Origin of the sequence: Flagellimonas marina (genome assembly GCF_042651185.1) — a bacterium.
Classification (GTDB): Bacteria; Bacteroidota; Bacteroidia; order Flavobacteriales; family Flavobacteriaceae; genus Flagellimonas; species Flagellimonas marina.
In genome coordinates this window covers 59,947-74,993 of the sequence record NZ_JBHSCL010000004.1, presented here as the reverse complement: position 1 = coordinate 74,993, position 15,047 = coordinate 59,947, and the positions used below count along the sequence as shown (strand labels likewise).

The 15,047-nt window shown below is 41.2% G+C and carries 13 protein-coding genes; 11 read left to right on the top strand and 2 right to left on the bottom strand.

The window, feature by feature from the left end; translation table 11 throughout:
* The first annotated feature begins 8 nt into the window (after nucleotides 1–8).
* The 4 genes from purE to ACFOWS_RS03800 all read left to right on the top strand — a co-directional run bounded on the left by purE (nucleotide 9) and on the right by ACFOWS_RS03800 (nucleotide 3,634).
* Nucleotides 9–500 carry a 5-(carboxyamino)imidazole ribonucleotide mutase gene (gene purE / locus ACFOWS_RS03815; RefSeq protein ID WP_379762655.1) on the top strand — a complete coding sequence of 164 codons (492 nt, stop codon included), beginning with the start codon at nucleotides 9–11 and terminating at the stop codon, nucleotides 498–500.
* A gap of 12 nt (nucleotides 501–512) precedes the next feature.
* Complete coding sequence (locus ACFOWS_RS03810; protein WP_379762654.1) at nucleotides 513–911, top strand: hypothetical protein; 399 nt, start codon at nucleotides 513–515, stop codon at nucleotides 909–911.
* Nucleotides 908–2,938 carry a M3 family metallopeptidase gene (locus tag ACFOWS_RS03805; protein ID WP_379762653.1) on the top strand — a complete coding sequence of 677 codons (2,031 nt, stop codon included), beginning with the start codon at nucleotides 908–910 and terminating at the stop codon, nucleotides 2,936–2,938. The genes ACFOWS_RS03810 and ACFOWS_RS03805 overlap by 4 nt, the downstream gene beginning before the upstream one ends.
* 141 nt (nucleotides 2,939–3,079) lie before the next feature.
* The gene (locus tag ACFOWS_RS03800) at nucleotides 3,080–3,634 is read left to right on the top strand and encodes a sigma-70 family RNA polymerase sigma factor (RefSeq protein ID WP_366590869.1); all 555 of its coding nucleotides are present in this window, start codon (nucleotides 3,080–3,082) and stop codon (nucleotides 3,632–3,634) included.
* A gap of 229 nt (nucleotides 3,635–3,863) precedes the next feature.
* Here ACFOWS_RS03800 and ACFOWS_RS03795 read toward each other — a convergent pair whose 3' ends face one another.
* Nucleotides 3,864–4,688, bottom strand: a complete 825-nt coding sequence (locus ACFOWS_RS03795; RefSeq protein WP_379762652.1) for a hypothetical protein — start codon at nucleotides 4,686–4,688, stop codon at nucleotides 3,864–3,866.
* Between the two features lie 124 nt (nucleotides 4,689–4,812).
* Between ACFOWS_RS03795 and gcvP the strand changes: the two genes are divergently transcribed.
* From gcvP to ACFOWS_RS03770, 5 genes are all read left to right on the top strand, one after another.
* Entirely contained in the window at nucleotides 4,813–7,671 is a 2,859-nt protein-coding gene (gene gcvP / locus ACFOWS_RS03790) for an aminomethyl-transferring glycine dehydrogenase (RefSeq protein WP_379762651.1), read from the top strand.
* 162 nt (nucleotides 7,672–7,833) lie between these two features.
* Nucleotides 7,834–8,892, top strand: a complete 1,059-nt coding sequence (locus ACFOWS_RS03785; RefSeq protein ID WP_379762650.1) for a 3-oxoacyl-ACP synthase III family protein — start codon at nucleotides 7,834–7,836, stop codon at nucleotides 8,890–8,892.
* A 117-nt stretch (nucleotides 8,893–9,009) separates the two neighbouring features.
* The gene (locus ACFOWS_RS03780; protein ID WP_379762649.1) at nucleotides 9,010–9,534 is read left to right on the top strand and encodes a methyltransferase; all 525 of its coding nucleotides are present in this window, start codon (nucleotides 9,010–9,012) and stop codon (nucleotides 9,532–9,534) included.
* 231 nt (nucleotides 9,535–9,765) lie between these two features.
* Entirely contained in the window at nucleotides 9,766–10,611 is an 846-nt protein-coding gene (locus ACFOWS_RS03775; protein WP_379762648.1) for a glycosyltransferase family 2 protein, read from the top strand.
* A gap of 137 nt (nucleotides 10,612–10,748) precedes the next feature.
* Entirely contained in the window at nucleotides 10,749–11,675 is a 927-nt protein-coding gene (locus ACFOWS_RS03770) for a tetratricopeptide repeat protein (protein WP_379762647.1), read from the top strand.
* A gap of 58 nt (nucleotides 11,676–11,733) precedes the next feature.
* On the opposite strand, the gene pafA is transcribed toward ACFOWS_RS03770, so the two are convergent.
* Complete coding sequence (gene pafA, locus ACFOWS_RS03765) at nucleotides 11,734–13,407, bottom strand: alkaline phosphatase PafA (RefSeq protein ID WP_379762646.1); 1,674 nt, start codon at nucleotides 13,405–13,407, stop codon at nucleotides 11,734–11,736.
* 118 nt (nucleotides 13,408–13,525) lie between these two features.
* Here pafA and ACFOWS_RS03760 point away from each other — a divergent pair, with 118 nt between their 5' ends.
* Together ACFOWS_RS03760 and ACFOWS_RS03755 are read left to right on the top strand one after the other, a co-directional pair.
* Complete coding sequence (locus ACFOWS_RS03760; RefSeq protein ID WP_379762645.1) at nucleotides 13,526–14,263, top strand: MlaE family ABC transporter permease; 738 nt, start codon at nucleotides 13,526–13,528, stop codon at nucleotides 14,261–14,263.
* Entirely contained in the window at nucleotides 14,263–15,030 is a 768-nt protein-coding gene (locus ACFOWS_RS03755; protein ID WP_366590877.1) for an ABC transporter ATP-binding protein, read from the top strand. Before ACFOWS_RS03760 ends, ACFOWS_RS03755 begins: the two co-directional genes overlap by 1 nt.
* Nucleotides 15,031–15,047: the final 17 nt, after the last annotated feature.

Here is a 15,047-nt window from a genome sequence, read left to right as displayed (position 1 = left end):
GGAATTTTATGAAAAAAGTAGCCGTGATCATGGGAAGCACCAGCGACCTGCCTGTTATGCAAGATGCCATTGACATATTAAAGGAGTTTGGGGTTGAAGTGGATGTGGATATCGTTTCCGCGCACCGAACCCCTGAAAAGCTATTCGATTTTGGCAAAAACGCCCATAAAAATGGTTATTCCGTCATTATTGCCGGAGCAGGCGGTGCAGCACATCTTCCAGGAATGGTGGCTTCATTATCGCCTTTGCCCGTGATTGGTGTTCCTGTAAAAAGCAGTAATTCCATTGACGGTTGGGACTCGGTTCTCTCCATTCTGCAAATGCCGGGCGGCGTTCCGGTGGCCACTGTTGCCCTGAACGGCGCCAAAAATGCCGGGATTCTTGCTGCACAGATCATCGGAAGTTCAGACAGTGAAGTTTTAAATAAGATAGAAACCTACAAACAAGGATTGAAAGAGAAAGTGATAAAGGGAGCTGAGGAAGTCAAGAAAAAAGGCTAGACGAAAAACCTTATGAGCTACAACCAAATAGGAATTGTATTGGGGATATTTACTGTCCTTTTTATTCTTCTAACTTGGAAGAAAATCCACAACCCCTATCTAAGAAGTCTATGGAAAAGTGGCCTATTGGTTTTCTCTCTTTATGCTGTAATCCTTATAATTGTTGAGGTTAGATGGCATTTTATTACAGAGCATGCTAAAAGTTTTGATCTAAATAATAATGGTTTTGTCGATTTAAATGAGTATTCCGATGAAGCAATAGAAGCCATGAACAGGGTTACCCAAGACACCGCCAGAAATTATGCGGTCATCACAGTTGCCTTATTTTCCTGTATGATATCTTTCGCGTATCTGTTGGCCGATCTTATCATAACAAGGTTAAAAATCAAAAAATCCAAGAGTCTACTATGAACAATCCATTACTGGAGCCATTTGACCAAGCTCCATTTTCAAAAATAAAGAACGAAGATTTTAAACCAGCCTTTCTTCAGGCCATTGAGGATGCAAGAGCGGAAATCGATGCCATCGTTGCTAATCCAGAAGCACCCACATTTGAAAACACCTTGGAGGCCTTGGATTTTTCAGGACAGCAATTGGACCGTATTTCCAGCGTTTTTTTCAATCTGAATTCCGCGGAGACCAATGAAGAGATTCAAAAAATAGCTCAAGAAGTCTCCCCCTTGTTATCTGAATTTGGCAATGATATCATCCTAAACGAAGGACTTTTTCAACGTGTAAAATCGGTTTATGAGCAAAAGGATGAACTAAATCTTACTCCTGAACAGGCAACCCTATTGGAAAAAACCTATAAGAAGTTTAGTCGTAATGGCGCGAACTTAAAAGAGGAGGATAAGAAGCGGCTTCGCAAAATTGACGCAGAACTCGCTAAATTAAAATTGACCTTCGGTGAGAACGTCTTGGCAGAAACCAACAAATACGAGCTTCTGTTGACCAATGAACAAGATGTAGAGGGTCTTCCAGAAGGAGAAAAAGAAGCTGCCGAACAACTGGCGCAATCCAGAGGCAAGGAAGGTTGGTTGATTACACTGGATTATCCCAGCTACATTCCTTTTATGAAATATGCCAAGAACAGGGATTTGCGTAAAAAACTGTCAATCGCCTTTGGCAGCAAAGGTTTCCATAACGACAAACTGGACAATCAGGAAAACGTCCTAAAAATCGTTTCGCTCAGACATGAAAGGGCCAACTTGTTGGGCTATCCAACCCACGCTAATTTTGTTTTGGAGGAACGCATGGCCGAAACTCCTGAAAAAGTAATGGATTTTCTCAACGAACTGCTGGAAAAAGCCAAACCCGCTGCCGAAAGGGAGTTCCAAGAGTTGGAGGACTTTGCCAAGGAACTGGACCAAATTGACCGATTGGAAAAATGGGACAGCGCCTATTATTCAGAAAAATTGAAACAGAAACTCTTTAATCTGGATGATGAAAAGTTAAAACCCTATTTTAAGCTTGAAAATGTCATTAATGGAGTTTTTAAAGTTGCTGAAATGCTTTTCGGGCTAACATTTAAAGAAGTCTCTACGATTGATAAGTACCACGCCGATGTAAAGACTTTTGAGGTCTACGATGATTCAAACAACTTTATTTCGCTTTTTTATGCGGATTTTCATCCCCGGCCCGGAAAACGGGGCGGTGCATGGATGACTTCTTACAAACCTCAATATATCCGAAATGGCAAAAACAGCAGGCCGCACATTTCCAACGTTTGTAATTTCACCAAACCTACCAGTACAAAACCTTCGTTATTGACTTTCAATGAAGTAACCACCTTGTTCCACGAGTTTGGGCACGGTTTACATGGCATGTTGGCCGATACCACGTATCCTTCATTATCGGGGACATCGGTGTACTGGGATTTTGTGGAATTACCCAGTCAAATCATGGAGAATTGGTGTTATGAAAAGGAAGCTTTGGAACTATTTGCCCACCACTACCAAACCGGCGAGCTGATTCCCATGGAGTATGTTGAAAAAATCAAGGATTCAGCTACTTTCCAAGAAGGTATGGCCACCGTTCGCCAATTGAGTTTTGGATTTTTGGATATGGCTTGGCATGGCACCGACCCATCGGGCATTAAAAATGTAAAAGCCTACGAAACCCAGGCCTTTGAGAATACATCGTTATTTCCAGAAACATCAGAAACGTGTATGAGCACTTCGTTTTCCCATATTTTTCAAGGTGGGTATTCCTCTGGCTATTACAGCTATAAATGGGCAGAAGTTTTGGATGCTGATGCATTTGCCTATTTTAAGGAACGAGGTATTTTTAACAGAGAGATTTCAGATAGGTTCAAAGAGCATGTGCTCTCCAAAGGAGGAAGCGAAAATCCTATGGAACTCTACAAACGTTTTAGAGGGGCGGAGCCCAAAATAGATGCACTATTGGAAAGGGCAGGATTACTTAAATCGACTGGTTGATAAACACATAAAATAGGATGTTAATTTTTTGAAAAAGCACCCAATGGTTATAATTGTGTGATACATTCCATGTAGTTTGTGACTTGATAACGAGAAAATCATTTCATAAAAACCATTATTTTTGCTACTTGTTTTTAACTGATGGCAGACCACAAACTAAATCCTGATACTTGGGTAGATCTTTACGCCGACTATCTGTTCAACTATGCAGTAGCACGCGTAAGTGATGCCGAAATTGCCAAGGATTTGGTACAGGAAACCTTTTTTGCCGGGCTCAACTCTGCCAAAAACTTTAAAGGTGATGCGGCAGAGCGAACTTGGCTCATTGCCATTCTAAAAAGAAAAGTGATTGATCATTACCGTAAGATCAATTCAAAAAAAGGCAAGGCCGAAGTACGCATCAATTACAATACTGACACCGAATCTGATGGAGACTGGCTTGAAGAACAGGTGGCTGACCCGTTCAGTCAAGATGGTGATAGCGTACTTGAGAATGAAGAATTGGGGTTCGCATTGCAAGAATGTATTGAAAAGTTACCCAAAAAACAGGCTCAGGTCTTTAAAATGAAGACCATCCAAGGCATGAGTACTGAAGATATTTGTAATGAACTTGAAATTAATCCGTCCAATCTTTGGGTTATGATACACCGGGCAAGGGCGGCTCTCATGGGTTGTTTAAATGAAAATTGGTTTTAGTTATGAAGATTACATGCGACGAGGCATCACATATCTGCAACAAATCTCAATATAACGAAGCAAGTTTTTGGGATATCCTAAAGCTTCGTTTACACATATTTTATTGTAAGACTTGTGCGAAATATTCCAAAAAGAATTCGCAGTTGACATCGCTATGTGACAAAGCTGGACTATCGACTCTTTCAGAAGAGGACAAGGAATGCATGAAGCGTGACTTAAAAAAACAACTCTAAAAATAGTTTTCCACCGCCCAGTATAAGCTCAACCACAAAATAGGAATTGCTTCTACCCAAAATGATGCAAAATATCGGGATTGCATCTTTCTGCTTGCCATAAGCACATAAATCATTGCCATGCAAAGGATGAATCGTAATAGGACCTCTGATTGACTTACACCATCCCGTAAAAAGGTCAAGAAAAAGAAAATTAAGGTCAAAGCCACTCCAATCTTTTTAGTTTTTTCCACCCCAAGCACTTGGGGCAACGTCCTCAATCGTGCATCATCCCACTGCAAATCCCTAATCTCAAAAGGAAGAATGAGCACCACTACCAAAATGAAACGTTGTACGAACAAAATCCAGATATCCCATTGTAAGGGGTTTTTGGTATCCAATACCGGTAAAAAAACCGTGAATCCGGCCCAGACCAAGGCTACAATATAAATCTTGAATCCCCCCAAATTCCTCAGATTCTTGGCCTTGGGAAGCAACGGAACCGCATAGAGGGCAGAAAGCAGGGTCATAATGCCAATCGCCATCCAAATTTCCCTATCCAACTGTATCAAAAAATAAAAGGCTAAGCCAAAGGATAAAAAACTGAACATTTGGATAATTCGGTGATAGTCATTTGACACCACCAAATATTTATAGGCCTCTACTCCATATTTAACAAAATTGTAGCATACGATTACCCCAAAAAAAATAAATCCCAAAAGGGCTGTGTCAAACGAAGCATCCAACAAATAAAATGTTACCCCAGTTAGAGATATGACCGCTAATGCCACATGAATACTGGCATCCAAGTAAAAATTAAAAATGGATTTCAAAGTGCGCATGAAACAAAATCTATGTGGAAGGCGCAAAGGTTAATTTGTGGTTAACAACTTTGGTCCAGAGACCTCCAAAATTGCTTATTTTCATTGAATTAATCCCTAATTTTGTGCACTTTATTGGATTGAGATGAATACAGAAGTGTTTGCCGCCAGACATATTGGCATTGCAGAAAAAGACCTACCTCAAATGTTTGAGACCATTGGGGTGGAAAATATGGAACAACTCATTTATGAGACCATTCCAGATGATATAAAATTGAAAAAAGCCTTGGACCTTCCCGAAGGGATAAGTGAGCATGAGTTCTTGACCCATATTCAGGAACTGGCCCAAAAAAACAAGGTTTTTAAAACCTATATTGGTTTGGGATATCACGAATCCCTCACTCCTTCCGTCATAAAACGGAACATTTTGGAAAATCCCGGATGGTATACAGCCTATACGCCGTACCAAGCTGAGATTGCCCAAGGTCGTTTGGAAGCGTTGTTGAATTTTCAGACCATGGTGAGCGACCTTACCGGAATGGAAATTGCCAATGCTTCTCTTTTGGATGAAAGTACTGCTGCTGCTGAAGCCATGACCATGTTGTTCGAGCTTCGTTCACGTCAGCAAAAGAAGGACGAAACCGTAAAGTTTTTTGTGTCTGAAGAAATCCTACCACAAACCTTAAGTCTGCTAAAAACCAGAGCCGTTCCGCTTGGAATAGAATTGGTGGTGGGCGACCATGAAACTTTTGACTTTTCCGAAGATTTTTATGGAGCCCTTTTACAATATCCCGGAAAATTTGGGCAAGTACATGACTATGCCAATTTTGTGGAAAAAGCAAAAGCAAATGAAATCAAAGTAGCCGTCGCTGCTGATATTTTAAGTTTGGTATTGCTCACTCCTCCGGGCGAATGGGGCGTGGATGTCGTGGTGGGCACCACCCAGCGTTTTGGTATTCCCTTGGGGTACGGAGGCCCACATGCCGCCTTTTTTGCCACCAAAGAAGAGTACAAAAGAAGTATTCCCGGTAGAATTATCGGTGTTACCAAAGACACTGATGGTAATCGTGCGTTGCGTATGGCCCTGCAGACCCGTGAACAACACATAAAAAGGGACAAAGCCACCTCCAACATTTGTACGGCACAAGTACTTTTGGCGGTCATGGCCGGAATGTATGCCGTGTACCATGGCCCAAAAGGATTAAAATATATCGCCGATAAAGTTCATCACAAGACTAGAACCCTTGCATTGACTTTGGATAAATTGGGTATAAAACAACTAAATACAGCCTTCTTTGATACGCTAAAAATTCAAGTCGACAAGGTTGATAGACTAAAAGAAATAGCAGAGTTTTCTGAAGTGAACTTCAACTATATTGACAATAATATCATTTCAATATCATTAAATGAAGCAACTTCAGATAAAGATATTTTACAGTTGATTAAGATCTTTTCAGCATTTGTGGATTTTAAGGAAAGTGTCAAAATTGACGTTGATTCTTCTACCGAACAATCCATTCCTGAATCTTTACAACGAAAAGCTCCGTATTTGGAACACGAAGTGTTTAATTCGTACCACTCTGAGACCGAGTTGATGCGTTACATCAAAAAATTGGAGCGAAAAGATTTGGCGCTGAACCATTCCATGATTTCCTTGGGAAGTTGCACCATGAAATTGAATGCTGCCTCAGAAATGCTTCCGTTGAGTTGGGCGCATTGGGGCAACATCCATCCCTTTGTACCATTGAATCAGGCTGAAGGATACCAAGAAATGTTGAAAACCTTGGAGCAGCAATTGAATGTGATCACAGGATTTGCTGCAACCTCACTGCAACCCAACTCGGGTGCCCAAGGGGAATATGCAGGACTTATGGTTATTCGTGCGTATCACGAATCCAGAGGCGAAGGCCACAGAAATATCTGTTTGATTCCCGCTTCGGCACATGGAACCAATCCTGCATCAGCGGTAATGGCTGGAATGAAAGTGGTGGTGACCAAAACCGATGAAAAAGGAAATATTGATATGGCCGATTTGGAGGAAAAAGCAAAATTACATTCCGAGAATCTTGCCGCATTGATGGTCACGTACCCATCCACACACGGGGTATTTGAGTCCTCCATTAAGCAAATCACAAAATTAATTCATGATAACGGAGGTCAGGTTTACATGGATGGCGCCAACATGAATGCCCAGGTTGGTCTTACCAATCCGGCAACCATTGGTGCTGATGTATGCCACCTCAACCTGCACAAGACTTTTTCCATTCCGCATGGCGGTGGAGGTCCCGGTGTAGGCCCAATTTGTGTTGCCGAACAGTTGAAACCCTTTTTGCCCACAAATCCCGTAGTAAAAACAGGAGGTAAAGAAGCCATTACAGCCATTTCCGCTGCGCCGTGGGGTAGTTCTTTGGTTTGTTTGATATCGTACGGATACATAAAAATGTTGGGGGCTGAAGGACTTACGAACGCTACAAAGGCTGCAATCCTTAACGCCAACTATATCAAAGACCGATTAAAGGGAAAATTTGATGTATTGTACGCTGGAGAAAGGGGCAGGGCCGCCCACGAAATGATTATCGACTGTAGACCCTTCAAAGTAAATGGCATTGAGGTGACCGATATTGCCAAACGACTTATTGATTACGGTTTTCACGCTCCCACAGTATCCTTTCCGGTAGCTGGAACTTTAATGATTGAGCCTACAGAGAGTGAAAGCCTTGCAGAGTTGGATAGGTTTTGTGACGCATTGTTGTCCATTCGAAAGGAAATTGATGAAGCGAGTGCAGAAGAACCCAATAATGTACTCAAAAATGCACCACATACATTGGAAATGGTCACGAATGACGATTGGCAGTTCCCGTACAGCAGACAGCAGGCAGCATTTCCACTGCCCTATGTAGCTGAAAATAAGTTTTGGCCTTCCATCCGAAGAACCGATGAAGCGTTTGGGGATCGTAATTTAATATGTACTTGTGCCCCAATTGAAGCATACGCGGAAGCATAGAAAAACCACGACAGTACTGGGGAAAAGCCTTGATTTGAAAATACAATCAAGGCTTTTTTTATGTAAGATTAAATTTTACTTCATCTTGAATAGTGTAAAAACTATTATGCGTGCATAGCACTTAAATATTTGATCACTATCTTCTCGGTTAAAACCTCCACCATGGAAATCGGCATAACAGGTATTGGAAGCTATATTCCACCCATTATCACTAAAAACGAAGATTTTTTGAATCATACTTTTTTAGAGAATGATGGTTCAAGCTTTCCGCAGGATAACACGATAATTATTGAAAAATTCAAGTCCATAACAGGAATTGCTGAACGGAGATATGCGCCGCCCAACCTAAAAACATCAGATTTAGGGTTTTTGGCAGCACAAAAGGCTATTGAAGACTCAGGCATAGACCCGGAAGAGCTTGACTATATCATCTTTGCCCATAATTTTGGTGACCTTATCCCAGGTAAAATTCAAGGGGACACGCTGCCCAGTCTTGCCACACGGGTGAAACATCTCTTACGTATTAAAAATCCAAATTGTGTGGCATACGATATGATTTTTGGATGCCCCGGATGGATAGAAAGTGCTATCCAAGCTATAGCTTTCATCAAAAGTGGCATGGCAAAAAAGTGCTTGGTCATTGGTGGAGAAACCCTTTCAAGGGTTGTTGACAAACATGACCGGGACAGTATGATTTTTTCAGATGGTGCAGGAGCGGCCATTTTTGAAGCAAACCCCAAATCGGGAGCGGTTTTGGCCCATGCCTCTGTCACTTATGCCAATGAGGAGGCCTATTACCTCTATTTTGACAAATCAAACGATGATGATGCTTGTGCGGATACCCGGTACATTAAAATGAACGGGCGCAAAATCTATGAATTTGCCTGTACCCACGTACCTCATGCCATGAAGGAATGTTTGGATAAAAGTGGTGTGGGAATAGATGCCGTTAAAAAGATATTTATCCATCAAGCCAATGAAAAAATGGATGAAGCCATTGTAAAACGGTTTTACAGATTGTATCAAAAAGAGGTCCCCGAAAACGTCATGCCCATGAGCATCCACAAATTGGGCAACAGTTCGGTAGCCACGGTGCCCACCCTTTTTGATTTGGTCACCAAGGGAGAAATGCCGGAGCACCAATTGAAAAAGGGGGATGTTGTTATTTTTGCCAGCGTTGGAGCTGGAATGAACGTCAATGCCATGGTTTACAGGTACTAAATTTCAAGTTCAAGGAGCAAGTTCAAGAATCAAGAACAAACAATAAGGCCTATGCCCTATCTCAACAAGATGAAAACTTCTTTGGGTTTTGTGAATTGTTTTTTGGAATTTTAGCCCATGTACGAAAACAATTTTCCCAATAAGCGCTACCGACATACGCTGGCGTTTCTTCAAAAACACATTGATACCTCAGAACCTATTTTGGATTTAGGCGTAGAAAATCCTTTTTCTGAAATCATGAAAGCTCAAGGATACCACGTGGAAAACACCAAAGGTGAGGATTTGGATGTGGATTTTGATGTGGTCACCCAATCACATGCGGAAGTGGTAACCGCTTTTGAAATTTTTGAACATTTGGTGGCACCATATAATGTGCTTAAGGAAGTGAAGGCCAAAAAATTGGTGGCCAGTATTCCCATGCGGTTATGGTTTTCATCAGCCTACCGAAGCAAAACGGACCCATGGGACCGCCATTATCACGAGTTTGAGGATTGGCAGTTCGATTGGTTGTTGGAAAAGGCGGGCTGGACAATAAAGGACTCTGCCAAATGGACCAATCCCACCAAAAAAATTGGTTTAAGGCCGCTACTACGTCTTTTTACGAACCGATACTATATTGTTTACGCAGAACGAAAGAATTGACCGTCATTTCGAAATGAGTCCCGAAAGCCTTCGGGACGATTGAGAAATCTCGCCTTAGTTTCTTTAGATTTCTCACATTCCTGCCAGCGTCAGGCAGGCAGTCGAGAAATCTGAAGATGGCCTTTCAATACTAATATCTAAGGATATTCTTCAGTCGCTATGCTCCTTCAGAATGACAGAAACCATTAAAGTAATTTGGGTTTTATGAATTGTTTTTTGGAATTTTAGCACATGCGAATCAGCATCGTCATTCCTGCCCATAACGAAGCAACCCACCTCAAGGATTGTTTGGATTCTTTTGTGGCCCAAACCCACAGACCGGATGAAGTTATCATTGTAGACGATAATTCCACCGATGATACTTTTCAAATTGCCTCAGATTTTTCAAAAAAACACGGGTGGATAAAAGTGCTTAAACGCAAATCCACCGATGCCCATATCCCTGGAAAAAAAGTGGTGGATGCATTTAATTTTGGGCTTCAACATACCTCAGACTATAATTTAATTGGCAAGTTTGATGCGGACATTATCCTACCACCCAACTATTTTGAAGCAATTTTAAACCGTTTTCAGTCCAACTGGAAATTGGGCATGTGCTCTGGATTACTTTACGTCAAAGAGGATAATGAGTGGGTGTATGAGAACATTGCAGACAAGGCCCATATCCGTGGCCCCATAAAACTATATCATAAAGCTTGTTTTGATAAAATTGGTGCATTACGCCCTGGGGTGGGGTGGGACACTGTCGATGTACTTTTGGCCCAATACCACCATTTTGAGACCGAAACCCTTCCCGAACTACAGGTTAAACACCTCCGGCCAACTGGGCATGGGTACAGTTCAAAAAATTATAAAGCCAAAGGAGAAGCTATGTACAAAATGCGTTATAGCCTTGTGCTCACCAAGATTGCTGCGCTTAAGATGGCTTGGCAGGCTAAGAGTATCCGCCTATACTTTCAGGCAGTTTTTGGGTATTGCAAGGCTTTTTTTCAACAACAACCCCAATATGTAACCAAAACAGAGGGGAAATTTATCCGAAAACTTCGTTGGCAGGGAATTTGGTCAAAACTATGCTGACCACAAAAAAGTTTGAGCTCATAAATAAGTAGGTCATCAATTCTTGAAGAATCCATCAATTTAAAATGGACATCTGTCAAATCCCATGTTTGTTGCTTAAAAAACGCTTGTATTTTACTTCCAAAATTTAACTCAAAATGAGCACTAAAGATGCTAAATTGATTACCGAAGCCATCGCACAAAAAAACGCTGGAAATCATGTTAAATCTGAAAAACTATATAGCGAAGCAATTGAACTGAATGGCGAAAATTTACACAAAGCGTATTACAACAAAGGAAATCTCCTTAAAGAGATTAATAAAATAGGGGCGGCTCTTGAGTGTTATGAAAAAGCCACCTCAATAAAGCCTGATTATGGTATCGCTTGGTTCAATTGGGGGAATTTGCTTTGCAAAATTCACAAGTACCATGAGGCAGTACGAGTATTTGAAGCTGCAATTTCTATTATGCCCAATGAAATCAATCCACTTTTTGGAATCGCATACGCTTACAACAGAATAGGTTCTCCCCATAAATCCCAAGAAATTCTAATAGAATTATTGGAAAAGGTGGAATCGGAACAAATAAATATTGATTTACTTTCTAAAATACACAGTGAATTGGGTTTATCATTCCTACAAACAAACGATGTTACCAAGGCGAAAGTACATTTTATAAAAGCCTACGAGCTGAATGAATATGATTATCAAGCTTGTTATAATATTGCTTACATAGCAGATACGGAAAAAAGGTATGATGCTGCGCTGGACTTTTATGATAAGGCCATTTCAATAGATCCAAATGAAGCAAAAGGGTATCAAGGAAAAGGATGTACCCTAATTCATTCGGGAAACCTTGAAGAAGCGTTAGCCTATATTGAAAAAGCAATAGAATTAAATCCCAACGATTTTGAAGGCTATTATAACTTAGCCTGTATTTACTCAGGTCTTAACAATGAGAAAGCAATGCTTGATGCAGTTTCCAAAACCATATCCTTAGCACCAAAACAACTAAATATAGGACACCACATTTTAAACGACCCCGATTTTTCTAAATACAGTGATAAAATTTCGTGCTTATTGTAAAATATCACAATCAGGTTTGAAAAATTATTCTGAAATTGAGCATCTACAACAATCAAGACTACTTAAATACTTCCCCAATGGGCTTTCCTGTGGCACCATTTGGAAAGGCAATCCCCAGCAAGGTTGCCAGGGTCGGTACAATATCAGGAATCTCAGTACGGTTAACTGTGCTACCTTGTCTTATACCTTTGCCGTAAAATAATAACGGGGCGTGCGTATCATAGATCATGGGAGAGCCATGGGTAGAACCCGTTCTTCCAGAAGAGAAGATAAAACCCGGTCTTTGTACAAACAAAATGTCCCCGGAGCGTTTTTGGTTATAACCGTTCTGCAAAATGTAGGGCATTCCCTCGGTATATTCATTCGTCCACATCTGATGCCCTGTATATACTTGGTTTATGGCTTCATACGTAAGCAACTCTTTGGCAATATCGTCCTCAGCATCATCCAAATCAATATCTAAATTGGTCAAAATTTTGTGGTCCAAGAATACTTGGTTATTGGATATATTTTTAACTACATCTGTTGTACCATATTTGTACTGCAAAAATTCATTAAATTCTTGTTGCATCCCTCCCATATCCAAATAGCCTGCTGGAATTTTTTGGTCAGCCAAATAAGCAGGGACGTTAATAGCTGCATGGTCCGCCGTTAAAAATACGGTGTATTCTCCCCTACCCACCTTTTCGTCCAATGCGGTAAAAATTCTGGCCAAGTCTTGGTCTAACCGCAAATAGGTATCCTGAATTTCTTTTGAATTCACACCAAAAAAGTGACCCACATAATCCGTGCTCGAAAAGCTGATCGCCAAGAAATCAGTTATGGTATCGGCCCCCAAATCTTCTCCTTCCAAGGCAGCCAAAGCAAAGTCTGCTAAAATACTGTTACCAAAGGGTGTTTTACGAAGCAATTCAAACTGATTGTTGGCATCCCATATACTTGGAAGGTCATGCGGAAATGCGGTTGTGGTTGCACCATTAAATATGCCTTCGTAAACGTTGGCATCCAAGCCACTTTCCACATAGGTGTTTATTGGCTTTAAGGTTGTCCAAGGTTTTTTATAACCCTCGGCAGCATCAGAAGCATTAAAATCATTCACCCATTGGGGCAAAGCATCCATATAATAGGAACTGGTGATCCAGTTACCCGTTTCCGCCCCTTCAAACCAATAGGCAGCATTGGCTGTATGCCCGCCTGGTAAAACAGCTCCCCTATCTTTTATAGACATAGCGATAACTTTTCCCCTTTGTTGTGTATGCAAGCGCAACTGATCGGTAATGGTAGTGGTAAGCATCCGGTGGGGAGACATTTTACCGGCATCAGATGTTGTACCTACAGATTCATAACCATCATCTCCAGCACAGTACACCTCTTCCCCAGATTCCTTGTCGTACCAATTATTTCCGATAATTCCATGCGTAGCTGGTGTGGTTCCTGAATATACTGATGCATGTCCGGGCCCGGTGCTCGTAGGGGCATAGTTAAAATGGTTGTTCTTGCAATTGAATCCATCATTAACCAATCGTTTGAACCCACCTTCCCCATAGTGATTCCAAAAACGGGTAAGATAATCGTAGCGCATCTGGTCCACTACAATACCCACAACCAATTTTGGAGACTGGGCAATTTCTACAGGGGTCTTCTCTTCAACGTTCTTTTTTCTTCGCTGGCCATAGGTGAAAACAGCCACACTTAAAGCCAGTGATAGTAAAACAAAGGTGCTTTTTTTCATGGGTTGGATTTACAAAAACGAAAGCAAAGCTATTCATTTAAGTTGTTTAAAATTTTAAATGAAGGTTAAAAGCGTAACAATATTCTTATTTTTATGCCCGCAAGTCCAATTTAAGCGCATGAAATATCTTGAAGCGATTGGAAAGTACTTCATCATGATATGGGAAGTATTTAAAAAGCCTACTAAATGGCCCATCATGAAATCCTTGATCTTAAAGGAAATCGATGATCTCATTTATGGAGCTATGGGCATTATCATATTTATCTCGTTTTTCATTGGTGGCGTTGTTACCATTCAAACTGCATTGAATTTAAACAGCCCCCTTTTACCGAAAAGCCTTATCGGGTTCGCCACAAGACAATCGGTGATTTTAGAGTTTGCACCAACTTTTACCTCGATTATCATGGCCGGAAAGGTTGGGTCTTACATAACATCGAGTATCGGAACCATGCGGGTAACAGAGCAGATTGATGCTTTAGAGGTAATGGGCATAAATTCCTTGAACTATTTGGTTTTCCCAAAAATCGTTGCCACCATGATTTACCCTTTTGCTGTGGCCATTTCCATGTTTGTTGGTATTTTGGGAGGATGGATTGCCGCTGTTTTCGGAGGGTATGCACCCAGCGGGGAATTCATCAAAGGACTTCAAATGGATTTTGACTCATTCCACGTGACCTATGCTTTTATAAAATCGGTTGTTTTTGCATTTGTTATAGCCACCGTACCCTCGTTCCATGGTTTTTATATGAAAGGTGGCGCCTTGGAAGTTGGAAAGGCCAGCACCACGGCGTTCGTATGGACCAGTGTTGTTATAATTATCGTGAACTACATATTAACCCAATTACTGCTTGGCTAATGATTGAAGTGGAAGACATACACAAATCATTTGGGGATACTCATGTGCTCAAGGGCATATCAACCACCTTTGAAAAGGGAAAGACCAATCTTATCATTGGACAAAGTGGTTCAGGAAAGACGGTTTTCTTAAAATGCCTATTAGGGCTTTTTGAGCCTGAGGAGGGTCAAATTTGTTATAACGGGCAGTATTATTCCGAACTTTCCACAAAGGAACGCCGAGATCTTCGGCAAGAAATGGGCATGGTTTTCCAAGGAAGCGCCCTATTCGATTCCATGACAGTGGAAGGCAATGTGATGTTTCCATTGGATATGTTTACCAAACAATCCAAAGGTGAGATGCAAGACCGAGTCGACTTTGTGCTGGAGCGTGTAAACCTTATTGATGCCCACAAAAAATACCCTGCGGAAATTTCTGGTGGGATGCAAAAGCGGGTCGCCATTGCCCGTGCCATTGTGATGCACCCAAAATATCTCTTCTGCGATGAGCCCAATTCGGGTCTTGATCCCAAAACGGCCATTTTGATTGACAATTTGATTCATGAGATTACCCAAGAATACGATATCACCACAATAATCAATACCCATGACATGAACTCGGTAATGGAAATTGGGGAAAAAATTATTTTCTTGAAAAATGGGTACAAAGAATGGGAAGGCACCAACAAGGAAATCTTTAAAACGGACAATCAAGCGGTAACCGATTTTGTCTACTCCTCAGAACTTTTCAAAAAAGTGAGGCAAATGTATATTGAGGAACGGAACTAATTCCAGTCTTGGGTCTA